Annotated in this window: 9 protein-coding genes; 6 read left to right on the top strand and 3 right to left on the bottom strand. The window is 62.8% G+C overall.

From position 1 onward, the window contains the following. Positions 1-3,453: an AAA family ATPase gene (locus AC0JZ4_RS17030; protein ID WP_471887501.1), complete on the top strand. Its 3,453-nt coding sequence runs from the start codon at positions 1-3 to the stop codon at positions 3,451-3,453. Here the strand turns inward: AC0JZ4_RS17030 and AC0JZ4_RS17025 are convergent. Further along, positions 3,430-4,302, bottom strand: coding sequence for a DUF6030 family protein (locus AC0JZ4_RS17025; RefSeq protein ID WP_471887500.1), 873 nt, complete (start codon positions 4,300-4,302; stop codon positions 3,430-3,432). The genes AC0JZ4_RS17030 and AC0JZ4_RS17025 overlap by 24 nt on opposite strands. A gap of 380 nt (positions 4,303-4,682) precedes the next feature. Between AC0JZ4_RS17025 and AC0JZ4_RS17020 the strand changes: the two genes are divergently transcribed. From AC0JZ4_RS17020 to AC0JZ4_RS17005, 4 genes are all read left to right on the top strand, one after another. Then, positions 4,683-5,861 carry a polysaccharide biosynthesis/export family protein gene (locus AC0JZ4_RS17020; protein WP_471887499.1) on the top strand — a complete coding sequence of 393 codons (1,179 nt, stop codon included), beginning with the start codon at positions 4,683-4,685 and terminating at the stop codon, positions 5,859-5,861. A 175-nt stretch (positions 5,862-6,036) separates the two neighbouring features. Beyond that, on the top strand, positions 6,037-13,464 hold the full coding sequence (locus AC0JZ4_RS17015; RefSeq protein WP_471887498.1) for a beta-ketoacyl synthase N-terminal-like domain-containing protein: 7,428 nt from the start codon (positions 6,037-6,039) through the stop codon (positions 13,462-13,464). 68 nt (positions 13,465-13,532) lie between these two features. Further along, positions 13,533-14,888 (top strand): aminotransferase class I/II-fold pyridoxal phosphate-dependent enzyme, encoded by a 1,356-nt coding sequence (locus AC0JZ4_RS17010; RefSeq protein ID WP_471887924.1) that lies wholly within the window; start codon positions 13,533-13,535, stop codon positions 14,886-14,888. Positions 14,889-14,900: 12 nt separating this feature from the next. Further along, positions 14,901-15,686: an SDR family oxidoreductase gene (locus AC0JZ4_RS17005; RefSeq protein WP_471887497.1), complete on the top strand. Its 786-nt coding sequence runs from the start codon at positions 14,901-14,903 to the stop codon at positions 15,684-15,686. Between the two features lie 12 nt (positions 15,687-15,698). On the opposite strand, the gene AC0JZ4_RS17000 is transcribed toward AC0JZ4_RS17005, so the two are convergent. Then, a complete protein-coding gene (locus AC0JZ4_RS17000; protein ID WP_471887496.1) occupies positions 15,699-16,484 on the bottom strand; it encodes a metallophosphoesterase family protein in 786 nt (261 codons plus the stop codon). A 296-nt stretch (positions 16,485-16,780) separates the two neighbouring features. Here AC0JZ4_RS17000 and katG point away from each other — a divergent pair, with 296 nt between their 5' ends. Then, the gene (gene katG, locus AC0JZ4_RS16995) at positions 16,781-18,970 is read left to right on the top strand and encodes a catalase/peroxidase HPI (RefSeq protein ID WP_471887495.1); all 2,190 of its coding nucleotides are present in this window, start codon (positions 16,781-16,783) and stop codon (positions 18,968-18,970) included. 103 nt (positions 18,971-19,073) lie between these two features. Here the strand turns inward: katG and AC0JZ4_RS16990 are convergent, their stop codons facing one another. After that, positions 19,074-20,381 carry a UDP-glucose dehydrogenase family protein gene (locus tag AC0JZ4_RS16990; protein ID WP_471887494.1) on the bottom strand — a complete coding sequence of 436 codons (1,308 nt, stop codon included), beginning with the start codon at positions 20,379-20,381 and terminating at the stop codon, positions 19,074-19,076. Positions 20,382-20,412: the final 31 nt, after the last annotated feature.

Below are 20,412 nucleotides of genomic sequence, written 5' to 3'. Positions count from 1 at the left end.
ATGCGTTTCGATCGTCTCGATATCCTGCGCTATGGCGCACTGACCGATCGCAGTCTGAAGTTCCGAAAGGGCGCCAGGCTGCATGTCGTCTATGGGCCGAACGAGGCGGGAAAATCCTCTGCCCTTTCGGCAATCTCCGATCTGCTCTTCGGCTTTCCCGAGCGGACGGACTACGGCTTTCTACATGATGGAAATGCCTTGCGCGTCGGCGCGGTGCTTTCCGCGAACGACGGTGCGCAATTGGCGTTTCGCCGGCGCAAGGGGCGCAAGAACACGCTGCTGTCTGCAACGGATGCGGAAGAGGCGCTCGCGGATGACGCACTGACCCCGTTCCTCGGCACACTGTCCCGCGATGTTTTCGAACGTGCCTTCGGCCTCAATTCCGGCCTTCTGCGTGCCGGCGGCGATACGATGCTGAAGTCGGGCGGCGAGATCGGCAGTCTCTTGTTTTCGGCCGCCTCCGGTCTGACTGGTTTGACCGGCCTTCGCCGCACGCTGGAAGACGAGGCCGACCGCATCTATGGCCCGCGCAAGGCCAAGGACCGGCTGTTCTATCAGGCGCTCGAAGCCCATGACGATGCCCGCAGGTCGGAGCGTGACAGCGAGCTGAAATCCGGCGACTGGAAGGCGCTGTTGAAGGAACGTGCGTCGATCGACGCCGACATGCAGGAAGCACTCTCCACCCGTGAGGACACCAAGCGGCAGCTCGAACGGTTGAACCGGCACATGGCGCTGGAGCCGCTCCTGCGTGAATTGGACCGGGAACACGCGCTTCTGGCGCAGTTCAGTGATTTGCCGGCGCTGCCGGAAGGGTTCGACACCAGACTGTCCGACCAGCTTGAGGCGGATGGCCAGAACGCCGAAGCCCATCGCCGTTCCGAAGCCGAGATCGCAGGTTTGCGCGAGGATATTGCCGCAATCGAGGTCGACGAGGCCCTGCTTGCTGCAGCGCCGGACATTCTCTCCGCCCATGCCCGCAGCGGCGTCTATCTCAAGGCGCAGGAAGATATCGTTCGCGTGCGGGGCGAAGTGGACGAATTCGATCAGCGCCTTGCCCAAGCCGCGCGCCGTCTCGGATTGGCAACAGTGGCGGATCTGGAAAAGGCCCAGCCGAGCGATGCGGATCTCGCCGGCTTGCGGCAGATCCTGGACACGGGCACGGAACTTGACCGCGAGATCGCGCAATTGTCGAAACGTATCGACGAGGAAAGCGACCGGCTGCGGGCGCTGGATGCCGAGCTGCCGGCCTCGCGCATCGTCGATCCGAGGTCTTGGCTCGAGCAGCTTGCTGCCTTGAAGCCGGAGATCGACGAACTCACAAATCTGGAAACGGCAACGGTTCGTCTCGCACGAGCGAGGGGAGAGCTGGGTGCGGCGGCAGCCCGTCTGAACCCGCCGGTTGCCGATATTGCCCAACTGTCTGCCTTCTCGTTGCCGACCATCGATATGCTCGCGGACCATCGTCGCCAGATCGAGGCCGCGCGCCAGGATGCTGCGCAGGCATCCCATAAACTGGCCGAATTGCGCCGGGAGATGGCAGAGATTTCCGAGCAGTTGTCGCTGCTGGAAAGCACGGGGCAGGTCGTATCGAGGGGTATGATCGAGACGGCTCGCACCGCCCGCGACGAATTGCTCGCAACACTTGCGACGTCGCCGGTCGGTGACGTGCTTGCCCACGCCACATCGGCAGTCGATCACGCCGACAGGCTCGCCGATGCCGCCTTGGCCGATGCCGAGCGCGTCTCCCGCCACGCCCAGATGACGCTCCGCCAGCGCAAGCTTGCCGATACGATGGCGGATGCGGAACGTGCCGTGCGCGAGGCCGATATAGCCGCCTCCGACGCGGTGACGGAATTCGAGGACCTGTTCCACGCGGTTCCCGTGAAGCCGGGCAGCCCGGAGCGCATGATCGAATGGCGCCGTGAGATTGATGGGCTTTCCGCCCTGTCGAACGCCGTAAAGGTTGCCGAGGACGAGTTCGAGGTGCTGCGGCTGAAGGAGGAAAAGCTGACGCCGGCGCTGGCGTCGCTTGCCGATGCCATCGGCGCGGGCGCTGGAAAATTGCCGACACGCAGCCTTGCGCGCGAAATCGGCCGCAGGCTTGAAGAGCTGTCGCGTCAATGGAGCGATGGGCGTTCGAACGAGAAAATGCGCGAAGCGGCAGGTGATGCGCTGGAGCGGCTTGAGGAACGCCGCACCGAGCTTTCGCGTCAGGCCGAGCGCTGGCGTTCGGATTTTGCCGCTGCATCCGCCAATGCCGGACTTGCCGAAGTCGCGACCGTGGCGATGGCTTCGGCCGCACTGGATGTTTGGCGCACGCTTCCCGACACGCTGTTGGAGCGGGAAAACCGCGCCAGACGCGTGCGTGGCATGGTGCGTGATATCGAGACGTTCGAAGATGAGGTGGGCAGGCTCTGCAAGGCCGTCGCCGCCGATCTCGTTTCTGTCGCCGCCGCCGTGGCGGGGGCCGAGCTGAATGACCGGCTGACAAATGCACGCTCGGCACTCGATCGCCGGTCCGCGCTCGCGACGGGCTTGGCACGCGCCGAGCAGAAGCATGACGGGCTTGTCGGCCGCGCTGCATCGCTGGAGGAAAATCGCCTCGCGCTGGCGGTGACCGCCGGCCTGCCGCCGGAGGAACTGCCAGCTTTTCTCGGGCGGCTGCATGAGCGCCGCCGCGTGGCGATGCGCGAACAGGAGGCGAGGGCGCGTTTCGAGCAGCAGGCCGACGGCGCCAATGAGGCCGACATCCGCGAGGCGCTGATCGGATTGGATCGTATTGCCGCAGGCATCGAGATCGAACGTCTGGATGCCGAGGACGCACGGCAGGTGAACCGGCTCGCTGACCTGCGCGCCGCCGAGACCGACAACGAGCGCCGACGCCGGGATCTTGAAAAGGGCATCGGCGCTGAGCGCGCGGTCTTCCAGAAACGTGCCGCCGAGGAAGAGGCGCGCGAGCTGGCACGCCGCTGGGTCGTGCTGAAACTGGCGGGCGCATTGCTGGGGCATTCGATGGAGGCTTATCGCGAACAGCAGGCCGACCCGGTGATGCAGCGGGCAAGCGAGGTGTTCAGCGAGTTGACCAGCGGTCGATTCGCGCGCTTGCTTCAGGTCTATGACGAAAGCGACGAGCTGCGCCTTGCCGTCGAGCGCAGTGGCGGCGGGCAGCTTCCCTTAAGCGGCCTGAGCGAAGGCACCGGCGACCAGCTGTATCTTGCGCTGCGGCTGGCGTTTCTCGAAGACTATTGCCGTCGCAACGAACCGGCACCGCTTATCCTCGACGACATCTTCCAGACCTTCGACGACGAACGCACCGCGGCCGGCCTGAGGACGCTTGGTGATGCCGGAGAAAAATTCCAGACGATCCTCTTCACCCACCAGTTGAGCCTGGTCGAAACGGCCGAGCGGGAACTCGGCGACGGCGTCGACCTAATTCGGCTGGAGCGGGTTTGACGGCTGGCTTGGTATGCTTGGGCGAAGCGGCTGGCACGACAGGTGCGTTTGGACGGTCGTCGAATGCATTCGCGCGCCGTCGCTGCGCTCCAGCGCCGGAGTGCAGTCGCCACTGGCGAGACGCGGCGTGATGATGAGGTTGAAGCGACGCGCATCATCCCGTTCGCGGTCGAAGCTGACGCGGTAGTTTTCAAGGATCGAGGAAAAATCCTGCCGTGCCTTCAATCGCTCGTCGAGATAGGCGCGGCTCTCGGGGCTGAGGGGCAGGCCGAAGCGGTCGATGACGCCGAGCGTGTTCTTGATCATCATCGTCTCTGTTCCGGGTGACAAAAGGCTGAGTTTCAGCCGGAATGTTCGAAACGTGCCGGACGATTGGCCCCTTATCTGGACGAACAGCACGGATGGCTCCGGTTGCGCGCCCATTTCCACCGAGAAAAGGCACTCCCACTCGCTGCCCGAGGCCTGGAATGTCGGCGCCTCTGCGCCATCCACTTCGAGATCCGTGCAACGTTCATAGGCCGTATGTTCTGCCTGCGGGCGAAATGCGTCATGCGTCGTTGTCGCCGGTTCGGTAAGCCTGGGTGGCGCCACCGTTGTCCGCACGATCCGCCGGTAGCGGCTGGTGGGTGCTGGAGGAGCCGAGGCGACGGGCCATTCGATCACATAGGCGCTGACCCCGAGCCATTCGGCGAGCCGCTTGTAATTGCGCCCGTCATTGACAAACAGGATCGTTCCCGCGAGCCCGATCATCCCGAGGGTCAGGAGCAGCCCGAAAATCCTTGCCGCCCGCTTTCGTCGTTGCAAGTGCATCAGCGGGGTTAATGTGCCCGCCTTGTCCGCCAGGGACATATGCTCCGTTCCGTCATTCGCTATAATCGGACAGCTTTGCCATAATTGTCTGCCGGATGTCCAAGATTGATTCGCGCACGAGGAACGCAGGCAGATCGAAATCCTGCTCGAATCACCAGAAATCACTCCTGCGACCCTATGGCGCCTGCGATGTTAACCATGTCGGTTAGCAAGCATTTAAATCAACTTTTCTACGGTTGAACGTGATCGGCAGTCCGCCTGCCACTATGGCCTTAAAACCGCACCGGATTTTATTTTGCGGGGAGCCAAAGTCATGGTGCTTGTTGTTCGCCGTCCGGTGTGCTTTCAAGAGCATCGAATTCTAAGCCGCTCGGTGCTTCAAATGGCATGCGTCCGGTTCTGACTTGGAGTGTCGAGATTTGGTTCGAGTAACTGCGATCGTTGTCTGTGCTGCCCTGGCCGGCTGTCAGGCTGTACCGGGTGAGGGACCTCTCGCCTCCGCGATCAACGAGGATGCAGGCCGCTCGGCCGCCGAAGTCGGTCGCACCAATGCCGCCGTTTTCGATGTTGTTGATGTCGACAGCCGCTCCGCTCGCCTTGTCTCCGACTATGTCTCCACCGCCTTGAAGCGCCGCTTCGGTATCGGCGGCGGCCCCGGCCGCGCTGTCATCGGTGTCGGCGATCAATTGCGAATCACGATTTTCGAAGCGGGCGCCGATGGCCTGTTCTCAACCAGCGAACGCAAGCAGACGCCACTCGACGTCGTCGTTCAGCCGGATGGTACGGCCGCGATCCCGTATGTCGGCACTGTCCGCTTTGCCGGCCGCACGCTGGAGGAATCGCGTCAGGCGATCCTCGAATCGCTGCGCGCCAAGGCCGTCGAACCGGATGTCATCGTTGCAAGCGGCGAAACCCCGTCGCGCTCGGTGACCGTTGCCGGCGCCGTCAACCGCTCCTCGCAGATCCCGCTCAACCTCAGCGGCGAGCAGATTTCCGACGTGATCGCCAAGGCAGGCGGTCCGTCGTCGCAGCCTTACGAGACCTATGTGACGCTCGTGCGTGGCAAGCGCACCGGCACGGCGCTGCTGAAGTCGATCATCGAGAACCCGTCGGAAAACATCTACGTCCAGCCGGGCGACCAGATTTTCGTCACCCAGGATCCGCGCACGTTCACGTTGCTCGGCTCGGTAAATTCCAATGCACGCATCCCCTTCGGTGCCAACGACCTGAACCTGCTTGAGGCTGTCGCGCTTGGCCGTGGCGGTAACGATCGCGCCGTCGATGCCAAGGGCTATTTCCTGTTCCGCTACGAAGATCCTGAGGTCGCTCTCGGCCTGCTCGGTCAGCGTCGCTTCGACGAACTGGTCCACAAGGGCATGCAGGCGAACAAGGATGGCCGTTACCCGATCGTCTATCGCTTCGACATGAGCCGGCCGGACAGCCTGCTCGTTGGCCAGACCTTCCCGGTCAAGAGCCGCGACGTCATTTACGCCTCGCGCCACCCGGCTGTGGATATCACAAAGTTCCTCCAGATCGTCGGCGCACCCGTTGGGATTGCATCGCAGGGTGCCGCAATATCCCGCAATCTGAGCTATTGACGTCGAAATAACGCTGGCGCTTTTATTACAGTTTAGTCTTTAAGCTCGCGGATATGTTACGAAGTAGTGGTTTATGCTCCTTTTCTCGTGACAACCGCAGGCAAGTATGGTGTTAGGTTTATGTCGGCGTTGATCGGCATTGGCTATTTCTAGCTGTGAAAAACACAGAGTGACGATGACGATAGAAGTAATTGGCAGAGCCTGTGTAGCACCTGGCGCAAATTCGATCGAAGCGTTGCAGCAGGTTTTGAGCAGGGGGGAGTGCACCGTCACTGAGATCCCTGCCGACCGTTGGGATCTCGCGCGCTTCTGGCATCCGACACCCGGCACATCCGGCAAGACTTATACATTTGCAGCCGGCGTCATCGATGCGGTCTACGACTTCGACCCGGCCGTGTTCGGCCTTTCGCAGCGCGAAGCCATGCAGATGGACCCGCAGCAGCGCATTCTCCTGACACTCGTCTACAAGGCGCTTGAAGACGCCAACCTGCCGGCCAGCGACCTTTCCGGCGAAAAGGTCGGTGTCTATATCGGCGCGTCCAGCCTCGACAGCGGCAACCTTTCCGTTGAAGATCCGGCCTCCGGCAGCCCGTACTTCATGACGGGCAACACGCTTTCCATCGTTTCCAACCGTATCTCGCATGTCTTCGGCCTCAATGGTCCGAGCATGACGATCGATACGGCCTGTTCGTCCTCGCTGGTCGCGCTCGACCAGGCAGCGCGCGCGCTGGAACGCGGCGATATCGACACTGCGATCGTCGGCGGCGTCAACATGCTCGTCCATCCGCTGTCCTTCGTCGGCTTTGCCCAGGCGCGCATGCTGTCGCCGGAAGGCCTCTGCCGCGCTTACGACACCAACGGCCATGGCTATGTCCGTGCCGAAGGCGGTGTCGCGATCGTGCTGCGCCGCTCCGACCGCTCGCGTGAACTCGGTGACCGCAGCTATGCGCGCATTCATGCAACCGGCGTCAATTCGTCCGGCCGCACCAACGGCATCAGCCTTCCCTCGAAGGAAGCTCAGGCGGACCTGCTACGGTCTATCTATGAGGGCAACAATATCGATGTGAACCGTGTCGCCTTCGTCGAAGGTCACGGAACCGGCACACGCGTCGGCGATCCGGCGGAAGTATGGGCGATCGGCAGCGTGATCGCGAGCAAGCGCCGTGCACCTCTGCCGATCGGTTCGATCAAGTCGAATATCGGCCATACGGAACCGGTGTCCGGCCTGTTCGGCCTGATCAAGGCCATGCTGGCCTTGGAAAACGATTATCTGCCTGCGACCCTGCATATCGAGCAGACCAACGAAGACATCGATTTCGATGGCCTCAACGTCCGCGTCAACACCTCGGCCTTGAAGCTGCTTCCGGCCAAGGAGGCCCGTCTCGTCGGTATCAACTCCTTCGGGTTCGGCGGCACCAACGCCCACGTCGTCATCGGCGATCCGGAGCCTTCGACCGAGGCTGCCGCTCCGTCCAAGAACGACAACATCCTCTTTCTGGCCAGCGCTCACAGCGCCACGGCGCTGCAGACGCTGCTCGAAGGCTATCGCGATCGTCTGGCATCCGCGACGCCGGAAAAGGCGCGCCGTATCGTGGCCGCCTCGACCACCAACCGCGATGCGTTCAAGCACCGCTTTGCGGTGGATGCTCGCGGTGATGACGCCGTGCTGCATGCCATCGAGGCGCATCTTGCCGGTGAGGCATCCGATGGCGAGCGCGGCGAAGCACCGTCTTCCGTCGGCAAGCTCGCCTTCGTCTTTTCCGGTAACGGCGCCCAGTGGGCCGGCATGGGGGTCGACGCCTATCGCGAGAATCGCCATTTCCGCCAGTATTTCCAGTCTTTCAGCGCGCTTTTCGAATATCACCTCGGAGAGAAGCTGACCGACCTCATCGTCGCCGACGATGTCGGTGCGCGTCTTGCCGATGCGACGATCGCCCAGCCGCTTCTGTTCGCCGTTCAGGCGGCCCTGTCCGATTGCCTCGCCGCCTATGGCGTGCGCCCGGATGTCGTGTTCGGCCACTCGGTGGGCGAGATTGCCGCCGCCTATGCATCCAAGGCGCTGACGGCGGCCGAAGCCGTTGCCATCGTCGCCAAGCGCTCGCGCTCCCAGCATCTGTTTGCAGGGCAGGGCAAGATGGCCGCGGTCGTCATGGGCGAGGATGCGGCAAACGCGTTCGCCCAGAAGCACGGCCTCACCAACATCTGCGTCGCCGCGGTCAACACGGCGAACTCGGTCACCATTTCCGGCCCGGCAGACGAAATCCAGGCCTTCCGCGACGCGGCCCGCAAGGCGCAGACGGTCGTCCACGTCCTCGATATCAACTACCCGTTCCACCACCCGATCATCGACAGCGCCCGCGATGGTTTCCTGGTCGATCTGCCGGCAATCGAGCCGCAGAGTGCCTCCTGCACCTTCATCTCGACAGTGACTGGCGACGTTTTCGACGGCAGCGGTCTGGACGCCGAATACTGGTGGCACAATGTCCGCGAGCCGGTGCTGTTCCGCGCCGCCGCTGAAACCGCGCTCGATCTAGGATGCAATCTCTTCATCGAGATCTCGCCGCGCACGATCCTGTCCAACTACGTGTCCGAAATCGCCAAGGGCAAGGCGCAGCCTGCCGTGGTCATCGGCTCGCTGCAGCGTGAATCGGCAGTTGAAGGGCGCGATCCGGTCGCCCGTTCCTTCGCTCGCGCCGTTGCCCACGGCGCCGTGCCTGCCCAGTCGCGCCACAGCGGCAAGCGCAATGCAAAGGCCAGCCTTCCGCCGCTTCCTTTCGAGCCGACGTCACTCAGGGTCGCTTCGACGACCGACGAGATCGATGTCTTCGGTCGTGACCTGAAAAGCCGCTATACGCTGCTCGGCTGGCGCAACGATCCCAATGGTTCTCACTGGAAGAACCATATGGACGCTCTGCTGTTTCCCGATCTTGCCGAACACGTCGTCGACGGCCGCGCCATCCTGCCGGGAAGTGGCTTCCTCGAAATCGCGGTCAACGCGGCGCAGGCCTTCTTCGGAACCGATGAGATCGAGATTTCCAACATGGAAATCGTCCGTCCGCTGGAATTGCGCCCGGATCGCATGCTGGAAGTCTCGACGCTTCTGTCACCCGAGACCGGCAACATCGAAATCCGCTCGCGCGAACGCCTGAGCAGCGACGACTGGACGATCCATGCCGTCGGCCGTTGTCGGCGCCCGGTGGAGGAGGAGAGCCACCGCTTCGCAGAGAACTCTCGTGACGGTGACGTATCGAGCCTGTCGTCGACGGAAGTCTACGAGACCGCCGAACGCTTCGGCTTGTCTTACGGCCCGCGCTTCCAGCTTCTCGATAAGGCGGTCGCCTTCGGCAACGATCTGGTTGAAGTCGAGCTGAAACAGGCTGCCGCCCCGGCGCACCCCTATATCGGCTATAACCTCAATCCCTTCTCCGTCGATGCCGTCTTCCACGGTCTCGTCGCGCTGTTCGACAAGCTTTCGGGCAGCGAAGCAGGTTCTCCTTACATTCCGGTACGTTTCGGCTCCGTGCGCGTCAGCGGCAAGGGGCGCGCGGTCGCTCGTGCGACGATTTCGATCGAGCGTTTCAGCAGCTACTCCATCAAGGTGAACTTCCGCCTGTTCGATGCGGATGGCGAGCAGATCGCCTCTCTGTCGGATTGCCGTTTCCGCCGCACCTCGCTGCGCCGTCACCACACGCTGGAAACGGTCGCCTTCCATTTCGAGGCCGTGCCGAGCACACTCATCGCTTCGAGCGCCGCCGCGAGCCGCAAGCTGCCGGCCCTGATCGATTCTGCTGCGTCCGAGAGCAAGGACAATGCGGCACTGATGATCGATGCGGCCGTCTATCGTGCGTCGCACGAGATCGCCCTGTCGCTTGCAGACCAGTCCGGCAATGTCACCTCGGCGGCCCTGCCGGAAGACAAGCAACTGCGTTCATTCCTGACATCGTGCCTCTTCACGCTGGAAGATGCCGGCATCGCCACCGCAACCGATAACGGCTGGACCGTGCCGCAGGAATTCTCCTTCCCGACGGTCGACGAGCTTATCCAGGAAATCTACCGCGAGGATTCGTCACGCATCGCCGAGGCGGTTCTCGTCAACGATGTCTATCGCGATGCGCTGGAGCGGCTCTCCGCCGCCAACCTGCATGCGGATGGCGACATCGTGGCGCTGCGCAATGTCAGCGAAGCGACTTTGGACCACGTCCTCGTTCATTCGCCGCTCGGCCGCGGCCGCGCTGAGGCCGGTTTCGATCTCGCAAAGCGCGTCTGCGACCTGAACGCGGGCAAGATCCGCTTCATCGTCGAACTCGGCACGACCAGTCAGTCGATGAGCACCAAGCTTGCCGATCTGGCAGCCACCATGGGCGCCACGCTCGTGATCGCCGAACCGCAGGAAAATGCTCGCCGCATGCTGGAGCTTGCCTTCGAGCAGTCCGTGCATGTCAGCGTTGTCGAACCCAAGGCGCTTGTCGGCCTCTCTGGCATCGACCTGATCGTCGCCGGTGGCCTGCCGAGCCAGGCGATGCTTACCAATGACGATGATGTTCGCCAGGCCGCGCGCAATGCTGCGGCAGGCGGAGCGGCTCTCGTCTTCGCCGATCGCGCCCCGTCCGCCTTCAACGATTTTGCCTTCGGTCTTTCCGATGGCTGGTTTGCCGCAAGTCAGTCGGCCGATTTCCCTGTCGGTCAGCTTGGTACGGTAACGCAGATCGAGGCGCTTCTCTCCGATCTCGGCTTTGCCGCGCCATCGGTGGAAGATCTTCAGACGGCCGAAGGCGCGCTCGTCGTGGCGCTGGCCCAGGCCACTGCCCAGTCTGAGGCGGAAATCTCGGCCGAACGTGGCCGGATCATCGTCGTTGCCGAACCTTCTATGAAAGACACGCTTGCTGCGTCCTTCGCCAATGCATTGGTGCTGGCTGCCGCTGACGCCGAGCAGGCTGTGGATACGCTGCAGGAAGCCGGCGAGACACAGGCAACAGTCGTCTATCTGGCGGCCCTTGGCGCCGGTCAGGATGGCGCGACGCTTGCCGTCGAACGACTGTCGCAGTTCAAGGCGCTGGCCGAGGGCATGACCCGCAAGGCCGCCGCTTCCGCCGGTCGCCCACGTCTCATCATCGTTGCACCCGGCGGCTCGCCATTGGCTGGCACCGGCAGTGACGAGGCGAACGGTGGTCTCTGGACCTTCGCCCGCGTACTGCAGAACGAATACGACGCAATCGACATCCATATGGTCGATGCCGAGAACCAAGCGGTGGCCTCTCTGGTCGACAGCGTTGCCGTCACCCGCAGCGCCAATCGCGAATGGCTGGCCGCAGATACCGGTATCGTAGAAATCCGCGCCGCATCCGGCCCATTCGCCGGCAGGGATGTGACGACCAGCGATTTTGCCGCCGCAACAATCCGCCAGACGGTCAGCGGCCGCGTCGACAGCATTATTTGGGAAAGCTGCGAGCCGCAGGTCCCCGGCGATGACGAGGTCATCATCGCCGTCGAAGCCGCGGGCCTGAATTTCCGCGACGTGATGTGGTCCATGGGCCTTCTGCCGGAAGAAGCACTGGAAGACGGCTTTGCCGGAGCCACAATCGGCATGGAAATGGCTGGCCGCGTCGAGCGCGTCGGCTCTGCCGTCACCGATCTGGTGCCGGGCGACCGCGTCATGGGCATCGGCCCCGCAGCCTTCTCCACCCATGTCCGCGTTCGCCGCGATGGCGTGACTAAGTTCCCGGATCGCCTGGATTACGCCGCTGCCGCAACCGTGCCTGTCGCCTTCCTGACCGCCTATTACGCCATGGTGCAGCTCGGCCATATCGAGCCGGGCGAAACGATCCTCATTCACGGCGCTGCCGGCGGTGTCGGCCTGGCGGCTTTGCAGATCGCCAAGCTCAAGGGCGCGACCGTCATTGCCACTGCCGGTACTGTCGAGAAGCGCCGCTTCCTCGAAGCGGTCGGTGCGGATCATATCTTCGACAGCCGTTCGCTGGACTTTGTCTCGCAGGTTCGCTCGGTGACGAAGGGTGAGGGCGTCGATCTCGTCCTCAATTCGCTCTTCTCCGAAGCGATGGAGCGCAGCCTTGAACTGGTCAAGCCGTTCGGCCGCTTCCTCGAACTCGGCAAGCGTGACTACTATTCCGACCGCAAGATCGGTCTGCGTCCGTTCCGCCGCAACATCAGCTATTTCGGCATCGATGCAGACCAGCTGCTAGTCAACCTGCCGGCGGTGACGAAGCGCATCTTTGCCGAGATAGGCGATCTGTTCCAGAAGGGCGAGCTGACGCCTCTGCCATATCGCGCATTCGGCTTCGACGAGATCGGCAGCGCCTTCCGTCTGATGCAGAATGCCGGCCAGATCGGCAAGATCGTCATTCAGCCGCCGGTTCACGGTCGCGACCGTGTCGTGGTGGCCAATGACAAGACGGTCCAGTTCGACGGTGAGGGGGCATTCCTCGTCGCTGGCGGTATTGGCGGGTTCGGCCTGGTGGCTGCGGATTGGCTTGTCGCCAAGGGCGCGCGTCGTATTGCACTTTGCTCGCGTCGCGGCATTGCCGATGAAGCGACCATCCGCGCGCTGGAAAAGTGGACCCGCCTCGGCGTCGTTGCGACTATCCATGCCTGCGACATCACCGACGAACAGTCCTTGAACGGTCTCCTGACCGAACTGCGCGGCTCCGCCCCGATCAAGGGCATCATCCACGCCGCCATGGTGCTGGACGATGCGCTGCTGTCGAACCTGACGGACGAGCGCAACCGCCCGGTTGTCGACGTCAAGGTCCGCGGCGCCGAACTCTTGGACAAGCTGACGCGCGAAGACGATCTGGATCTCTTCCTGCTCTTCTCGTCCGCCACGACCATGCTCGGCAATCCGGGCCAGGCGAACTATGTCATCGCCAACGGTTACCTCGAAGGTCTTGCCCGCGCCCGCCGCGCGGCCGGTCGTTCCGCCCTTGCGGTCGGCTTCGGTGCAATTGCCGATACCGGCTTCCTGGCCCGCAATGCCGAGGTCAACGAGATACTGTCGAAGCGTATCGGCAAGACGGCCATGAAGGCGCGCGATGCGCTGGAGCAGGTCGAACGCTATATCGCGGCCGACAACGGTTCCATCGGGTCGGCTGCCGTGATGATCGCTGAGGTCGACTGGAGCGCGGTGCGCATGCTGCCGATCTCGACGGCCTCGCTGTTCGAGACCGCCATGCGCGCGGCCGGCAGCCAGCAGTCATCCGCCGATGGCGACCGGATCGATCTGGAAGACCTGATCCGCGGCAAGTCGGTCGATGAGGCTCAGGCGCTTCTGCACAAGATCGTCGCGGCCGAGATCGCCACCATCCTGCGCGTCACCGAAGACAGCATCACGCCGGAAAAGATCCTGAAGGATGTCGGCCTCGACAGCCTGATGGCGATGGAACTCGGCATGAGCTTCCAGCAGAAGACCGGTTTCGATATTCCGCTGAGCGGAGTGGGCGAGGATACGACCGTCAGCGACGTCGTCACACGCCTGCGGGAGAGGGTATCCAAGAAGAGCGGCGGGGAGGAGGAGGCTCCGCAGGACGAGATGCTCGACCGTCTGGTCAAGAGCCACTCGACCCAACCCCAGAAAGCAGCCGCGCAGTGAGTAACAAGGACAAGCCGGACACGACGACGCCTCCCACCGGGGGCGCCAAGCGTGGCTTCCTGGAACAGATGCGCCAGACGAGCGAGGCTTCCGGCCGCAATCGCGAGGCCCGCCTCAACCGCCAGCCCCAGGCTCCTGTGCGTGCCGTCCAGAAATTCAGTGAACTGCCGGAATATCAGCGCGTCTCGGCGCAGCGGAAGATCGGCGAGATGATTGGCGTCGACAACCCGTTCTATCGTTCGCACGACATGGCGGCAGGTGCGACGACCGTCATGCATGGCAAGACTTTCGCCAATTTCGCGTCCTACGACTATCTCGCGACAAACACCGATCCGCTGGTCACCGCCAGAGCCAAGGAAGCCATCGACCGTTACGGCATCTCTGCCTCCGCCAGCCGTCTCGTGGCCGGTGAACGTCCAGTCCACACCGAGCTCGAGTCGTTGCTTGCCGAAGTCTATGGCGTCGAGGCGGCCGTCTGCTTCGTCAGCGGTTACCTGACCAATGTCGCGGCGATCAGCTGCCTTGTCGGCCCGCAGGACCTCGTCATCCACGATGAGTTCATTCACAACAGCGCGCTGGCCGGTATCAAGCAATCGGGCGCGACACGCCGCCTGTTCCGTCACAACGACGTCGACAACCTCGAGACGGTACTGAAGACGCTGTCGTCCGATTTCCGCCGCGTGCTGGTCATCGTCGAAGGCGTCTATTCGATGGACGGCGATATCGCCGACCTGCCGAAGCTGCTCGAACTGCGCAACCGCTACGGTTTCTGGCTGATGGTTGATGAGGCCCATGCGCTCGGCGTTCTCGGCCAAACGGGCAGGGGTACGTTCGAACATTTCGGCATCGATCCGCAAGATATCGATATCTGGATGGGTACGTTGTCGAAGACGACGTCGAGCTGTGGCGGCTATGTCGCCGGCTCCCAGGCGTTGGCCGACATCCTCAAGGCCGAGGCCGGCGGCTTCGTCTATAGCGTCGGTCTGGCGCCGGTTCTGGCGACCGCCGCCAAGACGGGCCTCGAAATCCTGCGCGCCGAGCCAGAACGTACCGAGCGGCTGCACCGCAATGGCTCCCTGTTTCTGGAAGAGGCGAAGAAGGCCGGTCTCGATACGGGCCTCAGCGTCGGCTTTTCCGTCGTCCCGGTTCTGGTCGGCGATTCGCTGCGGGCCGTGCAGCTGTCCAACGAATTGCTGGAGGACGGCGTCAACGCGCTGCCGATCATCCATCCGGCTGTGCCGGAAGGTCAGGCGCGTCTGCGCTTCTTCATCACCTGCAATCACACCGACGAGCAGATCCGTCACGCGGTGGCCGCAACGGCGCGCCGCCTGAAGGCTCTGGAAGACCGCAAGTTCGGTCTCGCCTCGCTCGACATGGAAAAGATGATGCAGCTGTCGCCACTGCTGCAGACCCCCAACAGCTGATCGGAGCCGGCCATGCATGTCGTCGTGACCGGTGGATCGAGCGGTATCGGTCTTGAGGTTGCGAAGATATATGCGGCCCGTGGCGCATCCGTCTCGCTGATCGCCCGCAATGCCGGGCGACTGGCAGAGGCAAAGGAGATCATCGAAACGGCTTCAGCGGGCAGGGCGCGTGTCTTCGTCGCTTCAGCCGACACGGCCAACGCGCAACAGATCCGGGATGCGCTTGCTGCATGCGAGGCAGCCTGCGGCCCCTGTGATATTCTCGTTGCCTCCGCCGGCATCGTCGAGCCGGGCTTGTTCCACGAACAGTCGAGCGACGCATTCGATGCCCAGTGGCAGACCAATGTATCGGGCACCGTCAACGCCGTGCGCCACATCTATTCCGGTATGAGAACGCGCGGCGAAGGCCGGATCATGGTCGTCTCCTCGGCCGCGGCCTTTATCGGCATTCCCGCCTATTCGGCCTATTGCGCCTCCAAGGCGGCACTTTGCGGTTTTGCCGATGCGCTGCGGCTTGAGGCAATTGGCTCCGGCGTCTCGATCGGTATCTGCTTCCCTCCGGATACGGATACGCCGCAATTGGCGAACGAGCTTAAGGTCAGGCCGCGTGAGGCGGATATCCTGATGGGCCGCATTCGGCCCCGTCCGGCAACCGAGATCGCGGAAAAGATCGTGGCCGGCATCGATCGCCGCAGGACGACGGTGTATTTCACCCTGTCGATTGCAGCTCTGGCTCTGTTCGGACGGCTGGCCAGACCCGTCATCGAAGCCTGGTACAGGCTGCGGATCAGCCGCTGAAGGGGTGTGGCGTCAGACAAGCGTCTTCTGGTCTCCATCTATCTTCAGCACCGTCAGCTTGCCGCTGTAATAGGCACCGGTGTCGATGCCGATCCGGCCGGGACCGACATCCGGCCTGGCATTCGGCGTGTGGCCGTGCACGACGAGAAGCTGTTGCCCCGGCCCCTGGCCAAGGAATGGCTCGCGTATCCACATCAGATCCTCGTCCTCCTGCTCCGAAAGCGGCAGGCGCGGCCGGATGCCCGCATGGACGAAGACGATATTGCCGATTTTCAAAAGGATGGGCAGATTGGCGAGATAGGTGCGGTGGTTGGCAGGCACCGCCTCGATAAACAGATCCTTCATGCCCGCAAGGCTGCCGTCATTGCGTTGCGGAAGACGGGCGAGATCGATGCCATAGGACTGTAGCGTCTGACGGCCGCCGAGATCGAGCCACTCTGCGTAGCGGCCGGGATCGTCGAGAAATTTCGAGAAAATGTCGTCGTGATTGCCGCACAGCGCCAGTCGCCGCAGCCCACGTTCGCTCGGCGTCAAAAGATGCTCGATCACCTGCGCCGAATACGGTCCACGATCGATATAGTCTCCGAGAAGCACGACCAGGCCGTTTCGACCGGACAGCTCTATATCGTCTGCGATCCGCTGCTCGGCGCCCTTCAGCTCGTCAAGGCAGCCATGCACATCGCCGATCGCATAGATCGGATAGGAGGGGGGCTCGTTGCCGAGGTCGATCCGGCGTCGGGCCTGGCGCTGTACCGGTTGCATCGCGGGCGGTTTTCTCCAGCCGAAAAGTCTACGCATAAGGGCCGCCAATCACCGACATTACAATGTCCGACATTTGGATCGGCGGCCCTAATGAAGGTTTAACGTGTAAGGCGAGATTTCGGCGAGGCATTTTGGAACGCTGCTATCGATAATTTTTATGTATCACGATCATCAATAAATCGAACTTAAGATTATTGCTGCTTTTCGCTATTGCAGGAGGGCGGAACTGCACCAGCTTAAGCTGCGGAGGCACCCGCACGGAAGTCGCGGCGAGCCACGCTGGTTTGCACGGCTTCACCCTCATTTAATCGATATATTGGAAGGAGATAGTCATGGATGCCAAGTCTAGCGAGAATGCCGGCAAGTGTCCCGTCGCCCATGGCGCCACACCGCGTGGCCGCACTAACCGCGACTGGTGGCCGAACCAGCTCAACGTCCAGATCCTCCACACGCATTCGACCCTGGCGGACCCGATGGGCGAGGCCTTCGACTACGCCGAGGAATTCAAGTCGCTCGATCTTGCAGCCGTAAAGCAGGATCTTCACGCACTTATGACCGACAGCCAGGACTGGTGGCCGGCCGACTTCGGCCATTACGGCGGCCTGTTCATCCGCATGGCCTGGCATTCGGCCGGCACCTATCGCATCACCGACGGTCGCGGCGGCGCCGGCATGGGCCAGCAGAGGTTCGCGCCGCTCAACAGCTGGCCGGACAACGTCAACCTCGACAAGGCCCGCCGTCTGCTGTGGCCGATCAAGCAGAAATACGGCAACAAGATCTCCTGGGCCGACCTGATGATCCTGACCGGCAATGTCGCGCTCGAATCGATGGGCTTCAAGACCTTCGGCTTTGCCGGCGGCCGCGCCGATGTCTGGGAACCGGAAGAACTCTACTGGGGCCCGGAAGGCACCTGGTTGGGCGACGAGCGCTATAGTGGAGAACGCGAGCTGGCCGAACCGCTTGGCGCCGTTCAGCTGGGTCTGATCTACGTCAACCCGGAAGGACCGAACGGCACGCCGGATCCGCTTGCCTCTGCCCGCGACATCCGCGACACCTTCGCTCGAATGGCGATGAACGACGAGGAAACCGTTGCCCTGATCGCCGGTGGCCACACCTTCGGCAAGACCCATGGCGCAGGCGACGCGTCCTTCGTCGGCATCGACCCGGAAGGCGGCGAGCTTGAAGCCCAGGGGCTTGGCTGGACGAGCAAGTTCAACAGCGGCGTCGGGCGCGATGCAATCGGCAGCGGTCTCGAAGTCACCTGGTCGCAGACGCCGACTCAGTGGAGCAACTACTTCTTCGAAAACCTCTTCGGTTTCGAATGGGAGCTGACCAAGAGCCCCGCCGGCGCCCACCAGTGGGTCGCCAAGGATGCCGACGCCTCGGTACCGGACGCATTCGACGGTGCAAAGAAGCACCGCCCGACCATGCTGACCTCAGACCTCGCGCTGCGCTTCGATCCGATCTACGAAAAGATCTCGCGCCGCTTCCTCGAAAATCCGGCTGAATTCGCCGATGCCTTCGCCCGCGCCTGGTTCAAGCTGACCCACCGCGACATGGGACCGAAGGTCCGTTATCTCGGCCCGGAAGTGCCGGCAGAAGACCTGATTTGGCAGGATGTCGTGCCCGCCGTCGATCACCCGCTGGTCGATGACGCGGATATAGCCGCGCTGAAAGAGAAGGTGCTCGCAACGGGGCTTTCGGTTCAGGAACTGGTCTCCACTGCATGGGCCTCGGCCTCCAGCTTCCGCGGTTCCGACAAGCGCGGCGGCGCCAACGGCGCGCGCATCCGTCTCGAGCCGCAGAAGAACTGGGAGGCCAACCAGCCGGCCCAGCTCGCCAAGGTTCTCGGTGTCCTCGAAGGCATCCAGCAGAACTTCAACGCTGCGCAGACGACCGGGAAAAAGCTCTCGCTCGCCGATCTCATCGTGCTCGCCGGTGCCGCCGGTATCGAAAAGGCAGCGAAGGCGGCCGGCCATTCGGTCGTCGTACCCTTCACGCCGGGCCGTGCCGATGCCTCGCAGGAGCAGACCGACACGGCATCCTTCGCAGCTATCGAGCCGCGCATCGATGGTTTCCGCAACTACGTGAACCCCGCCCGCAAGCAGTTCATGCAGCCGGAGGAAGCGCTGGTCGATCGCGCCCAGTTGCTGACACTCACCGCGCCGCAGATGACCGCACTTGTCGGCGGCCTGCGCGTTCTTAAAGTTGGCGCGCCCGAACATGGCGTCTTCACCGACAAGCCGGAGACCCTCACCAACGACTTCTTCGTCAACCTGCTCGACATGGGAACGGTCTGGGCGCCGAAGGAGGGCGAGAAGGGGATCTATGAAGGCCGCGGCCGCACCTCCGGCGCGCTGAAATGGACCGCTACGCGAATCGACCTGATCTTCGGTTCGCATTCGCAGCTGCGGGCCATCGCAGAAGTCTATGCGCAGGCCGATGCCAAGACGAAGTTCGTCAAGGATTTCGTATCGGCCTGGGTCAAGGTCATGAACGCCGACCGTTTCGATCTGGCCTGATCATCTGCCGCATCGAGGCGGCCGCCGCGCCTCGATGAAAATAGCCCCGGAAAGCATCTGCCTTCCGGGGCTATTCTTTTTGAGATCAGTCGGCCGTGTCGGCTCAGCCCTCGGCCTTGCCGACGCCGTGATAGAAGAAGCCGTGGCTCTCGACCTCGTGGGCGCGATAGACATTGCGTAGGTCGACGAGAACCGGCGTCTTCATCGTTGCCTTCAATCGATCGAGATCGAGCGCGCGGAACTCGTTCCATTCGGTCACGAGAACGGCGACATCCGCACCGTCCGCCGCCGCATAGGGGCTGGCGGCAAAGTCGATGTCCATCATCTGCTTCGCATTCTCCATGCCCTCCGGATCGTAGCCGGCAACGATAGCGCCAGCATCCTTCAGCGTCTGGACGATGGCGATCGCCGGGCTGTCACGCATGTCGTCTGTATTCGGCTTGAAGGTCAGACCGAAGATCGCGATCTTCTTGCCGCGCACGTCGCCGCCCGCTGCCGCGATCACCTTGCGGCCCATGGCACGCTTGCGGTTGTCGTTGATGGCGATCGTCGTCTCGATCAGGCGCACCGGGCTGTCATAATCCTGCGCGGTCTTCGCCAGCGCCAGCGTATCCTTTGGGAAGCACGAGCCGCCATAGCCCGGACCGGCATGCAGGAATTTAGCGCCGATACGGCCATCGAGGCCGATGCCGCGCGAAACGTCCTGCACATCCGCGCCGACCTTTTCGCACAGATCGGCGATCTCGTTGATGAAGGTGATCTTCATCGCCAGGAAGGCGTTGGCCGCATACTTGATCAGCTCCGACGTGCGGCGGCTGGTATAGAGGATCGGCGCATGGTTGAGATAGAGCGGCCGATAGACCTCGTTCATGACGGGGCGGGCACGCTCGTCCGACAAGCCGACAACGATGCGGTCGGGGCGCTTGAAGTCCTCGATCGCCGCACCTTCGCGCAAAAATTCCGGGTTGGAGACGACGGCGAAATCGGCTTGTGGGTTGCTCTCGCGAATGATCCGCTCCACCTCGTCGCCGGTGCCGACCGGCACGGTCGACTTCGTCACGACGACGGTAAAGCCCTTCATCGCCTGCGCAATTTCCTGCGCGGCGGCGTGGACATAGCCGAGATCGGCATGACCGTCACCGCGACGCGACGGGGTGCCGACGGCGATGAAGACGACGTCCGCATCGGCAACGGCAGGTGCAAGCTCGGTGGTGAAGGAGAGGCGACCGGACTTGACGTTGCTGTCGACCAGCGCATCCAGCCCCGGTTCAAAGATCGGGATGATGCCCTGCTTCAGCGCCTCGATCTTTTCCGCCGCCTTGTCGACGCAGATGACCGTGTGGCCGAAATCGGCAAAGCAGGCTCCCGACACAAGGCCGACATAACCCGAGCCAACCATGACAATACGCATGTAACTGCCTTTCAATTCAATCGCGTGCAGC

This window comes from [Rhizobium] kunmingense (assembly GCF_977018605.1).
The sequence above is the reverse complement of the archived record's forward strand: the minus strand, read 5'-3'. Positions and strand labels throughout refer to the sequence as shown.